17 protein-coding genes are annotated in these 18,596 nt (G+C 60.9%); 10 read left to right on the top strand and 7 right to left on the bottom strand.

From position 1 onward, the window contains the following. Nucleotides 1–296: 296 nt before the first annotated feature. The 3 genes from uxaC (at nt 297) to ACQY6C_RS00210 (ending at nt 3,831) form a co-directional block, all read left to right on the top strand. Nucleotides 297–1,697 (top strand): glucuronate isomerase, encoded by a 1,401-nt coding sequence (uxaC, locus tag ACQY6C_RS00220; protein WP_427963430.1) that lies wholly within the window; start codon nt 297–299, stop codon nt 1,695–1,697. Continuing rightward, on the top strand, nt 1,694–3,046 hold the full coding sequence (locus ACQY6C_RS00215; RefSeq protein WP_427963428.1) for a mannitol dehydrogenase family protein: 1,353 nt from the start codon (nt 1,694–1,696) through the stop codon (nt 3,044–3,046). The genes uxaC and ACQY6C_RS00215 overlap by 4 nt, the downstream gene beginning before the upstream one ends. Nucleotides 3,047–3,156: 110 nt before the next feature. Beyond that, nucleotides 3,157–3,831, top strand: coding sequence for a phosphoribosyltransferase (locus ACQY6C_RS00210; protein ID WP_427963426.1), 675 nt, complete (start codon nt 3,157–3,159; stop codon nt 3,829–3,831). Between the two features lie 16 nt (nt 3,832–3,847). Here ACQY6C_RS00210 and acs read toward each other — a convergent pair whose 3' ends face one another. Further along, on the bottom strand, nt 3,848–5,758 hold the full coding sequence (gene acs / locus ACQY6C_RS00205) for an acetate--CoA ligase (RefSeq protein WP_427963424.1): 1,911 nt from the start codon (nt 5,756–5,758) through the stop codon (nt 3,848–3,850). A gap of 180 nt (nt 5,759–5,938) precedes the next feature. Between acs and ACQY6C_RS00200 the strand changes: the two genes are divergently transcribed. Beyond that, the gene (locus ACQY6C_RS00200; protein WP_427963423.1) at nt 5,939–6,532 is read left to right on the top strand and encodes a c-type cytochrome; all 594 of its coding nucleotides are present in this window, start codon (nt 5,939–5,941) and stop codon (nt 6,530–6,532) included. Between the two features lie 45 nt (nt 6,533–6,577). Here ACQY6C_RS00200 and ACQY6C_RS00195 read toward each other — a convergent pair whose 3' ends face one another. Further along, entirely contained in the window at nt 6,578–6,871 is a 294-nt protein-coding gene (locus ACQY6C_RS00195) for an EthD family reductase (protein ID WP_427963421.1), read from the bottom strand. Between the two features lie 13 nt (nt 6,872–6,884). After that, the gene (locus tag ACQY6C_RS00190) at nt 6,885–7,469 is read right to left on the bottom strand and encodes a rhodanese-like domain-containing protein (protein ID WP_427963419.1); all 585 of its coding nucleotides are present in this window, start codon (nt 7,467–7,469) and stop codon (nt 6,885–6,887) included. A gap of 92 nt (nt 7,470–7,561) precedes the next feature. Between ACQY6C_RS00190 and ACQY6C_RS00185 the strand changes: the two genes are divergently transcribed. Further along, complete coding sequence (locus ACQY6C_RS00185) at nt 7,562–8,326, top strand: quinoprotein dehydrogenase-associated SoxYZ-like carrier (protein ID WP_427963417.1); 765 nt, start codon at nt 7,562–7,564, stop codon at nt 8,324–8,326. Beyond that, complete coding sequence (locus ACQY6C_RS00180; RefSeq protein ID WP_427963416.1) at nt 8,323–9,267, top strand: quinoprotein relay system zinc metallohydrolase 1; 945 nt, start codon at nt 8,323–8,325, stop codon at nt 9,265–9,267. The genes ACQY6C_RS00185 and ACQY6C_RS00180 overlap by 4 nt, the downstream gene beginning before the upstream one ends. Nucleotides 9,268–9,274: 7 nt before the next feature. Here ACQY6C_RS00180 and ACQY6C_RS00175 read toward each other — a convergent pair whose 3' ends face one another. The 4 genes from ACQY6C_RS00175 to ACQY6C_RS00160 form a co-directional block, all read right to left on the bottom strand. Continuing rightward, entirely contained in the window at nt 9,275–9,799 is a 525-nt protein-coding gene (locus ACQY6C_RS00175; RefSeq protein ID WP_427963414.1) for a cytochrome b, read from the bottom strand. After that, a complete protein-coding gene (locus tag ACQY6C_RS00170; protein WP_427963412.1) occupies nt 9,796–11,862 on the bottom strand; it encodes a TonB-dependent receptor plug domain-containing protein in 2,067 nt (688 codons plus the stop codon). Before ACQY6C_RS00170 ends, ACQY6C_RS00175 begins: the two co-directional genes overlap by 4 nt. A 101-nt stretch (nt 11,863–11,963) precedes the next feature. Beyond that, the gene (locus tag ACQY6C_RS00165) at nt 11,964–13,382 is read right to left on the bottom strand and encodes a porin (RefSeq protein WP_427963410.1); all 1,419 of its coding nucleotides are present in this window, start codon (nt 13,380–13,382) and stop codon (nt 11,964–11,966) included. Nucleotides 13,383–13,536: 154 nt separating this feature from the next. Further along, on the bottom strand, nt 13,537–14,508 hold the full coding sequence (locus ACQY6C_RS00160) for a PQQ-dependent catabolism-associated beta-propeller protein (RefSeq protein ID WP_427963409.1): 972 nt from the start codon (nt 14,506–14,508) through the stop codon (nt 13,537–13,539). 141 nt (nt 14,509–14,649) lie between these two features. Here ACQY6C_RS00160 and pedF point away from each other — a divergent pair, with 141 nt between their 5' ends. The 4 genes from pedF to ACQY6C_RS00140 all read left to right on the top strand — a co-directional run bounded on the left by pedF (nt 14,650) and on the right by ACQY6C_RS00140 (nt 18,579). After that, nucleotides 14,650–15,084 (top strand): cytochrome c-550 PedF, encoded by a 435-nt coding sequence (gene pedF, locus ACQY6C_RS00155; protein ID WP_427963407.1) that lies wholly within the window; start codon nt 14,650–14,652, stop codon nt 15,082–15,084. A 2-nt stretch (nt 15,085–15,086) separates the two neighbouring features. Then, a complete protein-coding gene (locus tag ACQY6C_RS00150) occupies nt 15,087–15,953 on the top strand; it encodes a substrate-binding periplasmic protein (RefSeq protein ID WP_427963406.1) in 867 nt (288 codons plus the stop codon). Between the two features lie 150 nt (nt 15,954–16,103). After that, on the top strand, nt 16,104–17,846 hold the full coding sequence (locus ACQY6C_RS00145; protein ID WP_427963405.1) for a methanol/ethanol family PQQ-dependent dehydrogenase: 1,743 nt from the start codon (nt 16,104–16,106) through the stop codon (nt 17,844–17,846). Between the two features lie 82 nt (nt 17,847–17,928). After that, the gene (locus ACQY6C_RS00140; RefSeq protein WP_427963404.1) at nt 17,929–18,579 is read left to right on the top strand and encodes a response regulator; all 651 of its coding nucleotides are present in this window, start codon (nt 17,929–17,931) and stop codon (nt 18,577–18,579) included. The last annotated feature ends 17 nt before the right edge of the window (nt 18,580–18,596 follow it).

Raw genomic sequence — 18,596 nt, 5'->3', positions numbered from 1 at the left:
CACTTCGTCATGGCAGATCCGTTCGCCAAGCGGGTCAATCGCGCAGCCTTTGGATGATCGGCGGGTAATATCGCGACGCTGTCAGCCTCGTGGCATACCCAAGCCGCTTTGGAGGCGGAAACGGGCTTGAAATGGATCCATCTCGTCCTTGTGCGATGGCACTTTTCAGAGAGGTTGATTTGCGGCCGCAACCGTGCGATTTTCATGAATGACACCGGTTACTATGTACTACATTGAGCAGCAATGCGGGTAGTGGATAGCCTCCCCACGGCCATGAGAATTTGAAAGCGAGCAAGATGCCAAGGCGCCTTATTCTGAACCCCGACCGGCTGCTGCCGGCCGATCCCAAAACGCGCGACATTGCTCGCGATCTGTATCGTTCAGTCGCCGGGCTCCCGATCATTAGCCCCCACGGCCACACAGATCCGGAATGGTTCGCCAAGGATGATCCGTTCGGCAATGCGGCCGAACTGCTGCTGGTGCCTGACCACTACCTGTTTCGTATGCTCTATTCGCAGGGCGTGCGGCTGGAAGGGCTGGGGATTGGCGGTCACCCTGCCGATCCGCGTGCGGCCTGGCGTGTTCTGGCAGAGAACTATCACCTGTTTCGCGGCACGCCTTCGCGAATGTGGCTCGATTGGGTTTTTGCCGAGGCATTTGCGATCGACGTTCGGCTGGAGGCCGAAACCAGCGACTATTATTTCGACACCATTACCGAGATGCTGCAGCGCAAGGACTTCAGGCCCCGCGCTCTGTTCGAACGCTATGGAATCGAACTGCTGGCGACGACGGAAAGTCCGCTCGACACGCTCGAACACCATCGCACTATTCAAGAGAGCGGGTGGCAGGGAAGGGTCGTCACCGCCTACCGACCCGACCTGGTCGTGGATCCCGAGTTCGAGGGCTTCGCGGACAATCTTGCACAATTTTCCCAACTGACCGGCGAGGACTGCCAGAGCTGGAGCGGCTACCTCGCCGCGCATCGCAAGCGGCGCGCTTTCTTCGCGGAAATGGGCGCGACTTCGACTGACCACGGGCACCCCACTGCGGCAACCGCCAACTTGACCGCCGGTGAAGCGGAAGCTCTGTTCGACCGGGTGAAAACCGGCGCTGCCAGCGCTGAAGATGCCGAACTGTTCCGCGCGCAAATGCTCACCGAAATGGCGGGCATGAGCCTTGATGACGGGCTGGTGATGCAGATCCACCCGGGATCGTTCCGCAACCACAATCAGCAATTGTTCGAACGTTTCGGGCGCGACAAGGGTGCGGATATTCCCATGCGCACAGACTATGTCCATGCGTTGAAACCGCTGCTCGACCGCTATGGCAATGAGGCGGATCTCTCGATCATCCTCTTCACGCTGGACGAGAGCAGCTATGCGCGCGAACTTGCTCCGCTGGCTGGGCACTATCCCTGCCTGAAGCTCGGCCCCGCCTGGTGGTTCCATGATAGCCCCGAAGGCATGCGCCGCTTCCGCCTGATGACGACGGAAACGGCGGGCTTCTACAACACCGTCGGCTTCAACGACGATACACGCGCATTCCTGTCGATCCCGGCACGGCACGATGTCGCGCGGCGCGTGGACTGCGGTTTTCTGGCGCAACTGGTGGCCGAGCACCGGCTGGAAGACTGGGAAGCGGCGGAAGTCGCACAAGATCTGGCCTACAATCTGGTCAAGAAGGCATACCGCCTGTGAGGCTCTCTTCCGAAACGGCAAGCCAGCTGCCCGCCGACATTGCCCGCCCATCGTATGACCGGAGTGCGCAAAAGACCGGCATCGTCCATTTCGGGCTTGGCGCTTTTCACCGCGCGCATCAGGCCTGGTACACCGATCTCGCGATGGATGCGGGTGAAAGCGATTGGGCAATCACTGGCGTTTCCATGCGTTCGCAATCGGTCCCGGACCAGCTCAATCCGCAAGATGGGCTCTACACGCTGACCGAACGGAGTGGAGATACCGCTTGCACCAAGCTGATCGGCGCCGTGCGCGAAGTGCTGTTCGCGCCGGAGCAGGGAGAGGAAGTGATAGAGAGGATCGCTTCACCCGATTGCCACATCGTCAGCTTTACCGTGACGGAGAAGGGCTATGCCCGTGGCGAAACCGGCCTCGATTTGGGAAAGGCGCGCGCGAGCTTCTATCCCCTGCTTGCCACCGGGCTTGAGCGGCGGCGCGAGCGCGGGCTGGCAGGTATCACCTTGCTGCCGTGCGACAATCTTGCCGATAACGGACGGGTGCTGGGCGCGCTGATGCGCGAATGGCTGTCAGTCGAAGCGCCGCAACTCCTCGACTGGTTCGAGAGCGAATGCACCACGCCTTCATCCATGATCGACCGGATCGTTCCGCGCAGCACTGAAGGGGACCTAAACGCCCTAGAGACGCAGCTGGGAATGGAAGATCGCGGTGCGGTCTTCACAGAACGCTTCAGCCAATGGGTGATCGAGGACAACTTCGCGGGCCCACGTCCGGCTTGGGAGGCGCATGGGGCGCAATTGGTCAGCGATGTTGCCCCATACGAGACGGCCAAGCTGCGGATGCTCAACGGAGCGCATTCGCTGCTGGCCTATTGTGGGCTGAGGTCAGGCTATGAGTTCGTTCACGAAGCCGTGGCGGATGCGGAGATCGGCGCGCTTGCCGAGAAAGTGATGCGCGAGGAGGCAGCGCCCACTATCGCGCCCGCTCCCGATCAGGATTTGGGTGCCTATGCTGGCCGTTTGCTGGAACGTTTCGCCGATCCGGCACTGCGCCATCGGTTGAGCCAGATTGCCATGGACGGGACGCAGAAGATTCCGCAGCGCTGGCTCGACACGGCGCTGGCGCGTATGAACGAAGGGCAGGAAGCATCGGCGATTGGCGAAGCGTTCGATGCCTGGCTGTGGCACCTGGAAGACGGGCGCTTCATCGACGATCCGCATGGCGATGAATTGGCCGGACTGGTGCTCTCGCAAGGGCGCGAAGCGGTTATTGCGCGTTGTTTCGGAGGCGGTGGAGCAGAACCACCGCTTTGGCCGGGCTATGAAGCATTGGCTGCAGCCTTTTCAAACTAGGCCGAGCGGCCTAACTTCGAAAAAGCGTGATATGCTTGCCAGCTGGGGCGTAGTCATCGTTACAAGCTGGTGCGCGAATGGCTCCTCGATCGCCTGCGGGAGGTAGCGCCATGATGCTTCGACAAGTGCAATTTTCCGACCGGCGCGAAGCCGGGCGATCGCTCGCAGTTGCTCTGGCCGAATTCAAGAATGCGAACCCGGTGATCCTGGCCTTGCCGCGTGGCGGCGTGCCAATCGGATATGAAGTTGCGACAGCGCTCGATGCACCGCTCGACATCATTCTGGTTCGCAAACTCGGGGCTCCTGGCCACGAGGAATACGGCATCGGGGCAATCGTCGATGGCGCTTCGCCGCAAGTGGTGCTGGACGACGAGATCGTGCGAATGGTGGGCGCCAGCCCCGACTACATTGATCGCGAAGTCCAGCGCCAGCTGGCAGAGATCGAGCGGCGCAGGACCGCCTATGGATCAGGTCTCGCCATTCCTCTCGAATACCGGACCGCGATCGTCGTGGATGACGGGATAGCGACCGGCGGCACGGTGAAGGCCGCCTTGAAAGCACTCCGCAAGACAGGCGTATCACGGGTTATCCTGGCGGTGCCGGTCGCCCCCCGCTCAGCGATTGCCGAACTGAGGCAATGGTGCGACGACATCGTCTGTCTGGCAATGCCGGAACCCTTCTACGCTGTCGGTGCGCATTACCGCGATTTCAGCCAGACGAGCGACAACGAGGTCGTGGACCTGCTCGCAGCCGCACGCTCCGATAGCGAAACGCACAAGGAATAGACCTATACCTCAGCGATCAGGCGTGCGCCGGTACCACCGCGTGTTCGATCAACTCGTCGACGACTGCCGGATCGGCCAGGGTCGAGGTGTCGCCAACCTGATCTGGCGTTCCCTCCGCGATCTTGCGAAGGATGCGCCGCATGATCTTGCCAGAACGCGTCTTGGGCAGGGCGCTGGCAAACTGGATCGCATCGGGCGAAGCGATCGGCCCGATCTCCCCCCGCACGAAGGTGCGCAGTTCCTTCTTGAGATCGTCATCCCCCTCTTCGCCTGCGTTGAGCGTGACATAGGCGTAGATACCCTGGCCCTTGATGTCATGCGGCATGCCCACGACGGCGGCCTCTGCCACCTTCGCATGCGCCACCAGCGCGCTTTCAATCTCGGCGGTGCCCATGCGGTGGCCTGAGACGTTGATCACATCGTCGACGCGGCCGGTGATCCAGTAATAGCCATCTTCGTCGCGCCTGCAGCCGTCGCCCGTGAAATAGGTGCCGGGATAGGTCGTGAAATAGGTTTGGAAGAAGCGCTCGGGATCGCCCCACACGCCGCGCATCTGGCCCGGCCAGCTCTCGGTGATGACGAGATTGCCTTCGGTCGCGCCGAGCAATTCCTGGCCTTCGGTATCGACCAGCTTGGGATAGACGCCGGGCAGGGGCTTGGTCGCGCTGCCGGGCTTGGTTTCCACCGCGCCGGGCACAGGCGCGATCAGCGCTCCGCCGGTCTCGGTCTGCCACCAGGTGTCGACGATCTCGCAGCGGCCTTCGCCTACAACGCGATGATACCATTCCCATGCTTCCGGATTGATCGGCTCTCCCACAGTGCCGAGCAGGCGGAACTTTGAACGATCATGCTGCGTCACCCAATCATCGCCTTCGCGCATCAGCGCGCGGATCGCGGTCGGGGCAGTGTAGAAGATCGTCACACCGAGCCGCGCCGAGGTTTCCCAGAAGCGCCCGAAGTCGGGATAGCTGGGTACGCCGTCGAACATCACGGTGCTCGCGCCATTTGCGAGCGGCCCGTAGACGACATAGCTGTGCCCGGTGACCCAGCCGATATCGGCGGTGCACCAGAATACGTCGTCTTCCTTCGCGCCGAACAACAAGTCGAAAGTGGATGCGACCCAAAGGAGATAGCCGCCCGTCGTGTGCATCACGCCCTTGGGCTTGCCGGTCGAGCCGGAGGTGTAGAGGATGAAGAGCGGGTCTTCGGCCTGCATCGGCTCGGGCGGGCAGTCGGCGGAGACTTCCTCGCGCAATTCGTGCCACCAGCGGTCGCGACCTTCGGTGATCGGAACCGATCCGCCCGTCCTGCGCACCACGATCACGCCATTGACCGGCGCACGTGCCAGCGCTTCGTCCGCATTGGCCTTGAGCGGAACGCGTCGGCCGCCGCGCAGACCTTCATCGGCAGTGACGAGCAGAGTAGCGCCGCAATCCTCGATCCGGTCCGCCAGGCTATCGGGTGAGAAGCCGCCGAAGACGACCGAGTGAACTGCGCCGATACGCGAGCAGGCCAGCATGGCCACGGCAGCTTCGGGGATCATTGGCATGTAGATGGCAACCCGGTCCCCCTTGCAGACGCCCATCGCTTTCATCGCATTGGCGAAGCGGCAGACCTCTTCGTGCAACTCGCGAAAGGTCAGCGTGCGGCCTTCGCCTGGCTCATCACCCTCGAAGACGATCGCGACATGATCGCCTCGCGTTGCAAGGTGACGATCGATGCAATTGGCTGAAACGTTGAGTTCACCATCCTCGAACCAGCGAATGCCGAAATCCGCTTCGTTGAAAGAGCTGCGATTCGCCTGGGTGGGGAATGTCGACCAGTCCAGTCGACGCGCCTCCTCCAGCCAATAGCTATCGGCATCATTTGCAAGATCAGCGTGACGCTGCGCCAGATCGGTATTCGCCAATACTGTAGAGGCATTCATCGAAGGTCTCCCATGTCATGTTTGCGCTCGTAACTAGCCAATGCCAGATGATCCGCCATTGCACTTTTGCAGGATGGGCTCTGCCAGAACTGCTGCTTGGACGAAGGTGCAATGTTCACTTGCGGCGTCAGGTGCGATCCACAATAAAAGTGATAGATCGAATCCTTGGGAGCATGAATCATGAGGTTACGCACAATTCTTGCTGGTACGGCCCTGACCCTTGCGCTGGCGGCCTGTTCAGGCGGTAGCGAAGAGGAAACAACTGCGGCTCAGGATGCAACGGCGGAAACTGTCGCAACTGATGAAGCCGCAGTGGAACCTGCAACTGACGATGCGGCAGATGCGGCAAAAGAGGCCGAGAAAGCTCCCGAAGAGGCGGCGACCGAGGAAAAAGCGGCTGAGCCTGAGCCCACCCCAACTCCCACGCCAACCGCAACTCCAACCGTGGCCCCCGCAGAAGAGCCCAAGATTGCGGCCAACGAGCCTCCGAAGATCTTCACGCAGCGCTGCGCCCTCTGTCACACCGCCAACAAGGGCGGCGAAGACAAGCTGGGGCCGAACCTGTTCGGTGTTTATGGCAAGCCCGCCGCGGAAGGCAGCTTTTCCTACTCCGAAGCGTTCAAGGGCGCTGGCCTGACAATGGATGAGGCTACTCTCCATCAATGGCTGGAGAACCCGCGCAAGCTGGTACCGGGCAATCGTATGAGTTTCCCTGGCCTCAAGGATGCTGCGAAGCGCCAGGAAATCATCGACTATCTCAAGCAACAGAAATAGCCGGGCGGGAGGGCACCTGGCGGTGCCCTCCCTCTGGTCCCGATCCTAGGCCGTGCGGTAGATCGTCGGCTGGATATTCGTGAACCTGGGCACATCGCCCATGACCTCGGCGGTGCCGGGGTCACCCATCGCTGCGTCGATCGCTGCGTCGCTCTCGAAGGCGAGTACGACCATGGCGGCAAAGGGCTGGGCGTCGTCTGCAGGCCAGAGGATATCGGCACCGGACAACCCGTGCGGTGCCCAGGTACGTTCCGCCAGTGGAATATGGGTGTCTCGGTAATAGTCGGCGTCGAAGCTCGCGCCTTCGCTCTTGGGATAGCTCACCACGATGTTGGGCATTGCGTTACTCTCCTTAATGATTGTTCTTGCCTTTGATTGTGACTGGTCTGGCGGCGATCAATTGGCGGCCTGCCCCGTGCCATCCGTCGGTTCCCTCAGCGAACCACCAGATGTTTTTCATTCCGCTCTTTGCCAGACGGCGCGCGACGTTCCAGCTCATCCAGCAATCGGCGCGGCAATAGATGACGACCGGCAGGCCGGGCTTGCGGTTTCGGGCAACCGAGATCGCACGTTCGAGCCCTTGCCACAAATGTTTGTCGACTGGTGCGCGGCCGGTTTCGGGATGCCATTGGGAACCGGGGATCGTCAGGTGATCCTGCGATAGGCGCCATTGTCCCGTGCGCGGGTCGCGCACGCCGCCTTCCACCGGCATGACATCGATGAACAGTGCATCGCGCGCAGGATCGAGGGTGAGCGCAACGCTTGGAGCAATATGTACGGCCGGGGCGGGATCGATCCTGATTGGCGCGCGAAATCGAGCGCTGCGGTATCCGTCCTGATCGAACAGGTCGACCGATTGCTGAGCCGCCGCCGGGACCGTCAGCAATACAGCGCCGAGAAGCGCGTGAGCACAGGTCTTGCGCAAACTGAACGCCATCGCATACCTTTCATCCGAAAGTTCAATGTGAGAGACCGTTAGGCAGGGGTACATTGCCCATTGGTATGATGCGATCCTTGTTTGCCCTTGCGATGTTCGTCGCCCCATCCGCAGCGATGGCGGGCGAATTGCCTGCCGATCCTCTCGGGTCGCCCATGTGGGAATATCGCGCAGGGCAGATATTCGATGGCGCGCCGGTTGTATTTGACGAAGCTGTTTCGCTCTCAGTCCCGATGATTGCGGAAAACCAGCATGCCTTGCCCGTGACGGTTGATGCGCGCGCGCTTGATAGCGTCGAGCGGATCGTACTGTTCGCCGATCTCAATCCCATTCCCATTGCAGTCGATTACAGGCCACTGCGCGCGCAAGCCTTCGTCGCGACGAGGATCAAGCTCGATCAACGTACGCCCGTGCGCGCTGCTGTGCTCACATCCGACGGCGTTTGGCACATGTCCGGCGAATGGGTCGATGCGGCGGGCGGTGGATGCTCTGCACCTCCGGTCAGCCGGGTGAAGGGCGATTGGGCGGATCATCTTGGCGAAATGCGCGGTGCGGCCTGGGCTGGACAGGGCGAAACCCGCATCCGCTTCGGATTTCGCCATCCGATGGATACTGGCCTGGTCGAGAACATACCGGCTTACAACATCGACACCTTGAGCTTGGCTGATGATGCTGGAGTCGTGCTGGGAGAGATGACGATTTACGGTTCTGTGTCGGAAGATCCGGCATTCACGCTGGTCGTTGGCGCTTCGGCGGGGCGAGCGTTCCGCATTTCCGCGCACGACAGCGGCGGGCTGGAGTTTGGTGGAACGATCGGCGCTTCTAACGGGCGCAGGCTGGCAGCTGCGGTGCAGTGAAGCTCACCCGGCGTACAGTCCTGGCCGCTGCGCTGGCGACGCCAATGGCGCTCAAGGCGCAACAATTCTCGGGAACATATAAGCCCGGCGCGGTGGCGATCGGCGAAGGTATCTGGTTGGTGCGCGGCGAGGATGAAGCCATCGGATTCGCCAATGGAGGGGCCATCGCCAACGCGGTGATCCTGGCGAGCGACGCCGGTACAATCGTAGTTGATCCCGGACCTTCATATTCCTTCGGGCTGGTCCTGTCGGAGCTTGCGAATCAGGTTTCGGGCGCGCCAGTGTCCCATGTTTTCCTGACCCACCTCCATCCCGATCATGCCTTTGCCGCCGGCGCTTTTGCCGGGGCGGAGTTCCGCGCATTGCCCGGCACTCGCATGGGCATCGAGCGCGATGGGGAAGGCTATTCGGATTCCATGTACCGCCTGCTTGCCGGGTGGATGACGGGCAGCGAACTGGTTTTGCCACGAGGCGATCTGGCGGAAGGGCCGCTTGAGATCGGCGGCCGCAAGCTGGAGGTCCTTGCGCTTTCCGGCCACAGCGAAGCCGATCTCGCGATCCTCGACCACGCGACGGGCACGCTCATTGCGGGCGACGTGGTGTTTCACAATCGCGCGCCCGCGACGCCGAATGCCGATTTTGCAGCATGGAATGCTTCGCTCGATCGGATCGAGAGCATGGATTTAGCTCAGCTTGTGCCTGGCCATGGTCCGCTCGACAGCGAGGGGGAGGGCATTCGCCAGACGCGTGACTGGATCAACTGGCTGGAACGCTCATTGCGCGAAGCCGTTACGAATGGTTTAGACATGACCGAGGCAGGCGAGATTGCTATCCCCGAACGCTTCGCCGGAATGCATGCCGCCCGCTACGAACTGCAGCGCAGCGTCTCGCATTTCTATCCGCGCTATGAGGCCGAGCTGTTCCCGCTCCTCAACGAATAACGCCGCATCACACCATCCGGCGCAGGATTCCATCCTTGAGCAGGAATTGGTGGCGCAAGGCTGCGCCGACATGCAGCGCAACCAGCGCGAGGAAGACGAAGCCCATGACTTCATGCGCTTCGTGGTTGAAGGCATAAGTCGCGCTGTCGCGAGTGACGGAGAACTTCGGAATATCAACCAGGCCGAACCATGTGAGCGGATATTTGCCGGCAGAAGTCGTGATCCAGCCCGTCACGGGCATTAGCACCATCATTACGTAGAAAAGCGCCTGAACTGCCTTCGCTAGCGCCACTTCCTTCGCGCTCATGCTGTCCGGGTAGGGTGGCCGCGTCCAGGTGAAGCGCCAGGCGATACGAGCAAGCGAAAGCAGCAGGATGGTGATGCCGGTCGACTTGTGAAGCGGCATCAGCCGGACATAGTCCTCCAGCGGATCGTGCAGCAAACCTGTCGCCAGATTGGCGATTATCAGCAGCGCGATGATCCAGTGCAGGGCTTGCGCGCCGCGATTATATCGAATCGTGTCTTCACTCACAGTCCGACTTTGATACCCGCCCATACGGTACGTGGCACGCCCAAATCGATCGAGCCGCGCTGATTGCGAGTGATGATCGTCTCGTCAGTGAGGTTCTCACCTCGCAAGACTATTGCAACCGGCCCGGCAAGCGGGATCTGGGCATAGGCGCCGAGCGTGGTTGCCGATTTCAGCACATTGGTCTCGAGGTCGTCTTCGAACTGTGCACCCACGTGGCGCACTGTTGCAGCGACCAGCCAGTTATCGGCCGGGCGATAGCTCAGCGTCGCGCTGCCAACCCATTTTGGCGTTTGCGAAGGGCGGTTTCCGTCAAGCGCGGCGGCAAAGCCCGAACCCTGCGCTTCGGCATCGACATAGGCGAGTGATCCATCGAATCTTACCGGACCCAAGGCGATACCGGCGCTGGCTTCGACTCCGCGTGCGTGGATCGCATCGATATTGCGGCGCTGACGCAGGTTGGTGCCGATGGTGACATTGGCGATCGCGTCTTTCACCTTGTTGTCGAACAGTGTCAGCGCAAGGTTGACGCTATCGCCGCTGGTGAAGTCGAGGCCGGCTTCGAATCCTTCGAGCCGCTCGTTCTTCAACTCGGCATTGGCCTGCGTGACCACTGGGAACACCACGAAGGGCCGATAGAGCTCGTTGAGCGTGGGCAGGCGCAGGCCTGTGTAGGCCGCGCCGCGTAGCCGCAGTCCCTCGCTCAGCCTCACGACAGCACCGCCACGGAACGAACCTTCCCAGCCCGAGCGGTTGGCAAACCGATTATCGTCGAGCAACGCGCCCGATCCATCGACCGCGTGGTAGAATCCGTCGCGAATGGTATATCGATCCGCGCGGGCCCCGACGGTTAGCGTGACCGGGCCGATGCTCCAGTCATCCTCAAGGAAGAAGCCAAGATCGGTATTGGTCCCGCCGGCATTGCGGCGTGCGGTGACATTGCCGCTGAAAGCGCTGATCGCCGTCTCGAACAGTTCTCCGTCTGACCGGCGATAATCGACACCGAGCCTGAGCACATGCGCCTCGCCCACTGGCGGGCGCAGTTCGAACTTGCCGCCGATCCCGGTGGAAGGCGTGTTGCGCTGGTCCAGCACCGGAACAAAACGGGTCGAGCTTATGACAACGTTGGAGAAATTGCGCGCCTGGATATAGCCCAGCAAGTCGAACTGCCACTCGCCACGCCCTACCAGGCGCAGGCTTGCGTCCTGCGCTTCGCTGCTGCTGTCCGCGCCATCGAAGCGGAGCGTGCGATTGTCATCATAGACCAGCCCGCGCGCTTGCAGCTCGATTGTATCGGTCAGCGGGGCGACGCCGCGGAGTTGGACCGACCAGCTGTCATAGGCCGCGCGTGCGCTAAGCGGTGCGCGCTGGTCCTCCGGCGTAGTGTAGAAGCCCTTGCCGCGGTCCCAACGGCCGGAAATGGCTGCGAATCCCGCACCCAGATTGCCCGCCACTGTCGCATTCGCTTCGGTTTCGCCGCGATTGTTGCCCAATAGGCTACCACTGAAGAGGCCCAGCGTATCAGCATCGGCACTGGTGAGTTCGATCGTGCCTGCAAGCGCACCCGCGCCAAACGGACCGGATCCGCCGCCGCGTGTTACGCGTGCCTGGCCCAACCGTTCGGGAGCGATCGCACCAAACGGGATATAGCCGAAGAAGGGGTCACTCATCGGCACGCCATCGAGCAGGACGAGGGCGCGGCTGGTGGCGTTGCCGCCCAATGCGCGCAAGGTCGCGCCTTGAGCAGAGGGATTGGAGGAGCGGCTGTCAGACCGGCGGAACTGCTGGAAACCGGCGACGGAGGAAAGCGCATCCTCGATCCGGCCTGAGCCGGTCGATACGATCGCTTCGCGGTCGATCTCCTGCGAACCATATGCGACTGAAGCTGGCGTTTGCTCAAGCCCGTGGCCAGTTACCAGGATTGGAACAGGAGCCCGATCTTCTTGCGCGGGCTCGTCCCCCTCCTGCGCGCCGCTTTCCTGTGCTGCCGCGGGCGTTGACGCCAGCGAAATAGCCAATGCGATCAGTGCAATGCCGTGCGAGCTCTTAGTGTTTGTGTTCCTCATCGGACCCTTCTTGCGCCTGGGGAAAAGAGAGCCGGTGGATGTCTTGCGACCGCCACCGGCTCAGGGAGAGTACTACGATATCGTGTCGCTTCCGATCAACCTCAGAAGAACATGATACCTCCGACTGCAAGCGTATCGCTTTCAGCCTTATTGCCGTTGTGCGCCTTTGCCTCGCTGTGGACGTATTCGCCAATCAGCGTGACCCAGCTGGTCAGGCCGTAGCGAAGCTGCCCGACCCAGCTGGAATTGGTCTTGACCAGCGTTGGGTTAGCCAGCGCGTCGGCGGCGTTTGCATGCTTGAGCGAGCTTTCGCCGTAGCTGCCGCCAATCGAAACCTTGCCGAAGGTGGCCAGCGCCTGTCCGTAGAAGCCATCGCTCTTGCGCGGATTACCGAATGCGTCAGTATCGAACAGGTTGAGTACGGTCGTACCCAGGCCCTTGCCGGTGTAGTAATAGCCGGTGGCCGTGACAGGGCCGACTGTAACCTTCCCGCCGACATCGATGCCGCGACCGGTGTAGGAGGTAAATCCACCCGTGCCAGCGCCGACAGTGTCGTGCTTCTGCGTCACACCCGAGACCCACAGGCGCGTCGAGACGTCGCCGAAGCTGCCGTCATAGGTGATCTTGCCCTGGAAACCGGGCTGCTGGTTCGACTGGCCTGGAGCGGTCAGCGAAGACAGCGGCTGGAACACACCGGCAGAGATCTGCGCTCCGCCGAACTTGGGCGAAGTATAGGTGATCTGCGGCTGGAAGTCGGTGTAGATATATCCAACGCCGATGCGGCCCAGTGTGGTGTTGCCAGGCGCGACATTGCCGCCCGGCGTGCCGGAAGACAGCAGCGTGATGTCGTTCAGGATGGCTTCCGAAGCGAACAGGCCGATGTCGCGCCCGATCTTGACCGTGCCGACATTGGGCTTGCCGAAGGTCAGATAGACCTGGCGGAAGTCGATCCCTGCCGTTGCCAGCGCGGTCGGCTGGCCGCCGTTGTTGGCGCCCAATGCGCCCCAGGCGGTGCTGTTGATGCCGGGATACATGCCGAAGAATGCGCCCACGTCCCAGCCTTCCTGCTGCGAAGTGACGCTCACGGTCAGGAAGCCCGGAAGCAAGCCGTTGCGCACCGCGCTGCTGTTGTTGGTGCCAACGCTGGCGATGCCGCCAGTGACTGCTGTCGTGGCGGAAGGCGTGTCGGGATTGTCGTGGACATAGAAGCCATTGACAGAGCCGCCGAACTTGATGGTTGCCGGGCCAACTTCGAAGCCGATGCCGCTGTCAGTCATCTTGACTACGCGGCTTGAATCGAGCGTTTCCTGTGCCCTTTCCATCGGCGGCGGCGGCGCGGCCTGCGCTTCCGTCTTCATCTCGGACATGATTTCGGCATATTCCTCGTCTGTGAGGATGCCCTTTTCATGGAGCCTTTGCAGCAGCACCTGTGTGCCGCTGCTTTGTGCATAGGCCGGTACGCTGGTGGCGCTGAGAGCCACTGCGGCGACGGCACAACGCAGGAATAGTTTGGAGACCATTATCCTTCCCCCCTCTGTGGTGATTTTCCGTTTTCTACGGTGGGGAAAAGATGCGCTGCCGGCTCGTTTGCCGAAATTGGACTATGGTCGTCCTACTTTGGGATGAGGGTCTGAATGGCTGAGAATCGGGTGCCAACCGGCACCCTGTTTCAGATCACTCCGAAGGGACCAGCACCACGCCCCAGGGACCATTGCCACCCGGAATCGTCTTGACCACTTTCATCGCTGCCAGGTCGACGATGGAGATGTCGTCGCTGCCGCCATTGGCAACGATCGCTTGACGGTCGTCCTGAGTGATCGCGAGATGCCAGGGTCGGCTGCCGACCTCGACATATCCGCTCACTTCGCGACTGGAGGCGTCGATCAGGGCAATGTTGTTGGCGCGCCCCAATGCGACCACCGCCGTCTTCCCATCGGACGTGAAGCGGATGCCGCAAGGCAGGACCTTGTAGGGAAGCGCACCGGGCGGAGCGAATTCGATCGTCGAGACGATCTCTTTGCTTGCCATGTCGATCACATGGACCTTCTGCCCCACTTCGGCGGCGACCCAGGCCTCCTTGCCGTCAGGCGTGAACTCGATGTGACGCGGGCGGACGTCAGTTTCTGTTTCGTGGACGACCTCACGTGTAGCAAGGTCGATCCATGAGATGAGGTTGTCTTCCTCGCTTGTAACCAGCAGCCACTTTCCGTCCGGGCTCTGGGCGATGCCTTCCGGCTCCTCGCCAACCTCGACCTGCCAGGCAACCCTTTGCGATTCGAGATCGATGGCAGTGGATGCGGCATTGTCCTCATTCGCCACGAACAGCAGTTTTCCGTCGTTGGAGAGGAAGAACTGTTCGGGGTCGTTGCCCGATGGAAGGGTAGCGATCAAAACCCCGGTCTTGCGGTCCCTGACCTCAACCGCATTGTCCAGGCTGGCGCAGATATAGAGGTATTTGCCGTCCTTGCTCAGCAGGATGCCGCGCGGTCGCTGACCTACATCGAAGGTATCGATGACTTCGCCACTGGCGATATCGATCACGCTCACTGTCGAAGAGCGCTCGTTGCTGACATAGGCAGTCTGCGCCATTGACGGAGACGCAATCACGGCGGAGCCGAGCAAGCCTGCGAAGAAAAACATTCTCATCCTCATGATGTTCTCTTACTTTCCCTCAGGCGAGCAAAAACATTCGCCAAAAGTACAATGGGATCGCGCCCAATGCAGCCGCTATTCTGCATGTATTGGGAAATGGCCCCTTCCGGGCCGTGGTCGCACGAGGATGCTGAGATGAAAAAGATTCGCAATCATATAGTCTTGGGGTTGGCTTCTGCCGCTCTTACCGTGGGAATTGGCTCGCAGGTAGCTGCGCACGGGGATGTGACGCCACAGGCGGTCGACACATCGGACCTTCCGCAGATCGGCGAGGAATGGCTTGAAGAAAATCCCTATTCGGGGAACGCCCGGGCGATCGAGATCGGCGAATCGGCCTATGGCCAGAACTGCGCTCGCTGCCACGGACTGCAGGCAATTTCGGGCGGCATCGCCCCCGATCTGCGCTATCTCGAGCTTGGCCCATCGGGCGATGAATGGTTCGTGGAGCGTTACCGCCACGGATCGAGCCATGACGGCAAGGTCTATATGCCGCCCTTCGGCGAGGTTCTTGGCCAGGAAGCCGGCTGGGCCATCAGGAGCTGGCTCGAAACGAAGTACACGGACGAATAGGGGTGAACCGGAGAGGATTTCTCGCAGGGCTGGCCGGTGCAACCGGCGCAGCTGCAATCTCCAGCCCCTTGATCGCGGCGCCGCTGGCTAAAGTCCGCGAGACCGGCTTTCTCCGGGTCGGTGTCTATGCGAACAATCGCCCCTGGTCGTGGGAATCAGGCGGCAAGCCTGCCGGTATCGATGCCGATCTGGCGCGCGCGATTGCAGAGGCGCTGGGCGTGAGGGCGGACGTTGCCCTGTTCTCTGCAGACGAAGAAGTGTCTGACGATCTGCGCAATGTCGTTTGGCGCGGCGGATTGCTGGGCTTCCAGCGTTGCGACGTGATGCTGCACGTTCCTTTCGATCTCGAGTTCGCCAAGCAGGAGGACAAGGTCGTTTTCGTCGCGCCCTATTATCGCGAAGATTTCACGGCGATCTGCAGTGCACAGACGAAGAATTGCGACGCGCCTCCGCAGCTCTTCCAGGGCAAACGTGTCGCTGCCGAGCTCGACTCGATCCCGGATTTCTACCTTGTGGGCGGCTTCGGCGGAATTCTGAGCAATGATGTCGAACACTTCTCGACCGGCTATGAAGCAGCCTTGGCGGTTCAGACTGGCGGCGCAGATATGGCCGTGGCCACCCGCGCGCAGATCGAAGCTGTCATCAAGGATCATCCTGAGGCCAAGGGCCAGCTACGCAAGAGTCCGCTACCAATGATCCCGTCCAATGGCTGGGACATTGGCATGGCTGTGAAGGAAAACAGCCGCTCGCTCGGCTTCGCGATCGAAGACGTCATCCTCGAAATGACCGAGAGCGGCCGAATGGCGGAGATCTTCGCGGCGCATGGCGTGGCCTGGGAGCCGGCGCTGGCAGCGACCCCGCATAGCTGATTGGGAAGGGGCCGGACAGGTTTCGGGCGCTTCGCATAAGCCTAAGGTTCAATTGTCCGGCGACCGGCAAAGGATAGGCTCCATTTCGATAATTGCCATCCATCGGTCCGAACACCTTCGGTTCGTACCGAAAATATACAGGAGGGAAGGATGAAGGGTTTCTACAAGACTTTGATTGCAGCGACGGCACTGGCCGGCACTGCACTGGCTACATCGGCGCAGGCCGAAGGGCCGACAAGCGCCGATCTGGTCAATGACGCGAACACGCCGGATGACGTACTGACCTATGGCATGGGCCCGTGGCAGCAGCGTTTCAGCAAGCTCAACCAGGTCAACAGCGGCAATGTCGGCGATCTGGTGCCGGTCTTTGCCGCTTCGCTCGGTGGCGAAAAGCAGCGCGGGCAGGAAGCGCAACCGATCGTCTATGACGGTACAATCTATGTGACCGGTTCCTATTCACGACTGTTCGCATTCGATTCGCGCACCGGCGAAAAGAAGTGGGAGTACAACGCCCGCTTGCCCGATGGCATCATGCCCTGCTGTGACGTCGTCAACCGCGGTGCCGCCATCCATGGCGACAAGATCATCTTTGCTACTCTCGATGCTCGCCTGGTCGCGCTGAACCGCGAAACCGGCAAGGTCATCTGGAACAAGAAGATCGCGGACTACAAGGAAGGCTATTCCGCAACGGCCGCGCCGATCATCGTGAAGGACATGGTGATCACCGGCAATTCAGGCGGTGAATTCGGTGCAGTTGGTGCAGTGGAAGCGCGCAATGTCGACACTGGTGAGCTGGTCTGGCGGCGCCCGGTTATCGAAGGGCACATGGGTACCCTCAATGGCCAGGACAACGGCATTACCGGCAAGACCAATGCCACCTGGCCGGGCGATCTGTGGAAGACCGGCGGCGGCGCGACCTGGCTTGGCGGAACCTACGATCCGGGCACGAACCTGGTCTATTTCGGCACGGGCAACCCGGCGCCCTGGAACAGCCACCTGCGCCCGGGCGACAACCTCTACACCAGCTCGACGCTGGCGATCGATGCCGACACCGGCAAGATCAAGTGGCATTACCAGACGACCCCGCATGATGGCTGGGACTTCGATGGCGTGAACGAGTTCATTCCCTTCGATGCCAAGCTGAATGGGAAGTCGATGAAGCTCGGCGCGAAGGCCGATCGCAACGGCTATTTCTACGTACTCGATCGCACGAACGGCAAGCTGATGGGTGCACACAAGTTTGTGATGCAGACCACATGGGCGGACGGAATCAACCTGAAGACGGGCCGGCCGAACTATGTCGATGCCAACCGTCCCGGACCGCCGCAGGGCACCGAGAAGGGCACCGTCGTGTTCTCATCGCCTTCCTTCCTCGGCGGGAAGAACTGGATGCCGATGGCCTATTCTCAGGATACGGGCCTGTTCTACGTCCCTTCGAATGACTGGGGCATGGACATCTGGAACGAACCCATCGCCTACAAGAAGGGCGCGGCCTATCTGGGTGCAGGCTTCACAATCAGGCCGATTGCGGAAGATCACATCGGTGCATTGCGCGCGATGGACCCCAAGACCGGCAAGATCGTGTGGGAGTACAAGAACAAGGCTCCACTATGGGGCGGTGTTCTGACCACCGGCGGCAACCTCGTCTTTACCGGTACGCCTGAAGGCTACCTCAAGGCGTTCGATGCAAAGACCGGCGAGGAGCTGTGGAAGTTCAACACCGGTTCGGGCGTTGTTGGATCTCCAGTCACCTGGACCCAGGATGGCGAACAATATGTCGCCGTCATGTCTGGCTGGGGCGGTGCAGTTCCGCTCTGGGGTGGCGAAGTTGCCAAGACATTCAAAGACATCAGCCAGGGCGGTGCGCTCTGGGTGTTCAAGCTCAAGCAGTAATATGGTAATGTCGCGGGGACGGATTGAGACTTGCGTTCGTCCCCGCGAATTTGCCATATTCGGATCAAACGAGAGCGAAACCATGCCCGACGCCTATCTTCCCGAGCGGCTTTTGATCGTGGACGATCACGCGCTCGTTCGTGACGGGCTGCGCTCCGTGCTGCAAGTCAGCTTCCCCAAATGCGATTTTTATGAAGCGGCGGACTTCGAAGAGGCGCTCAATCAGCTTGGCGAACTGGACGAAGTCGATCTTGTTCTGCTCGACCTCAATATCCCCGATACTTCCCGGCTTTCCGGTCTTCAGCAATTGAGGGACGATTTCCCCAGTATCCCTGTGGTCATGGTTTCAGGTACCTATGACCGGGTGACGGTGCGCGATGCGCTTGCGGCCGGCGCGGCGGGCTTTGTTCCGAAATCGCTCAAGCGCGAAGCGATCGTGGATGCGCTGCATCAGGTGCTGGAAGGCGAGATCTACGTTCCCGAAACGCTGGAGGACGAGCCGATCTCTGAAGAGGAACGGTCGATCCAGTCGAAGATCGACACGCTCACGCCGCAACAGCGGGTGGTGCTGGGGCATCTGGTGGCAGGCAGGCTCAACAAGCAGATTGCATTTGAACTCGATGTGTCGATGACCACGGTCAAGGCCCATGTCTCGGCGATTCTGCAGAAACTCAACGTCTTCAGCCGTACGCAGGCGGTGATCCTGGCCAACCGGATCGGCTTTACCAACTAGGTTGGTAAGGCCCGTCA

The organism is Altererythrobacter sp. (genome assembly GCF_050299635.1).
Taxonomy (GTDB): domain Bacteria; phylum Pseudomonadota; class Alphaproteobacteria; order Sphingomonadales; family Sphingomonadaceae; genus Erythrobacter.
Note: the sequence above shows the minus strand (reverse complement) of the source record. Positions and strands in the feature narration are given on the sequence as shown.

Excerpts from the sequence above, each read along its gene's own strand:
- uxaC (WP_427963430.1), top strand. The coding sequence starts at position 297 with ATGCCAAGGCGCCTTATTCTGAACCCCGACCGGCTGCTGCCGGCCGAT.
- ACQY6C_RS00210 (WP_427963426.1), top strand. The coding sequence starts at position 3,157 with ATGATGCTTCGACAAGTGCAATTTTCCGACCGGCGCGAAGCCGGGCGA.
- acs (WP_427963424.1), bottom strand. The coding sequence starts at position 5,758 with ATGAATGCCTCTACAGTATTGGCGAATACCGATCTGGCGCAGCGTCAC.
- ACQY6C_RS00200 (WP_427963423.1), top strand. The coding sequence starts at position 5,939 with ATGAGGTTACGCACAATTCTTGCTGGTACGGCCCTGACCCTTGCGCTG.
- ACQY6C_RS00195 (WP_427963421.1), bottom strand. The coding sequence starts at position 6,871 with ATGCCCAACATCGTGGTGAGCTATCCCAAGAGCGAAGGCGCGAGCTTC.
- ACQY6C_RS00190 (WP_427963419.1), bottom strand. The coding sequence starts at position 7,469 with ATGGCGTTCAGTTTGCGCAAGACCTGTGCTCACGCGCTTCTCGGCGCT.
- ACQY6C_RS00185 (WP_427963417.1), top strand. The coding sequence starts at position 7,562 with ATGTTCGTCGCCCCATCCGCAGCGATGGCGGGCGAATTGCCTGCCGAT.
- ACQY6C_RS00170 (WP_427963412.1), bottom strand. The coding sequence starts at position 11,862 with ATGAGGAACACAAACACTAAGAGCTCGCACGGCATTGCACTGATCGCA.
- ACQY6C_RS00165 (WP_427963410.1), bottom strand. The coding sequence starts at position 13,382 with ATGGTCTCCAAACTATTCCTGCGTTGTGCCGTCGCCGCAGTGGCTCTC.
- ACQY6C_RS00160 (WP_427963409.1), bottom strand. The coding sequence starts at position 14,508 with ATGAGAATGTTTTTCTTCGCAGGCTTGCTCGGCTCCGCCGTGATTGCG.
- pedF (WP_427963407.1), top strand. The coding sequence starts at position 14,650 with ATGAAAAAGATTCGCAATCATATAGTCTTGGGGTTGGCTTCTGCCGCT.
- ACQY6C_RS00145 (WP_427963405.1), top strand. The coding sequence starts at position 16,104 with ATGAAGGGTTTCTACAAGACTTTGATTGCAGCGACGGCACTGGCCGGC.
- ACQY6C_RS00140 (WP_427963404.1), top strand. The coding sequence starts at position 17,929 with ATGCCCGACGCCTATCTTCCCGAGCGGCTTTTGATCGTGGACGATCAC.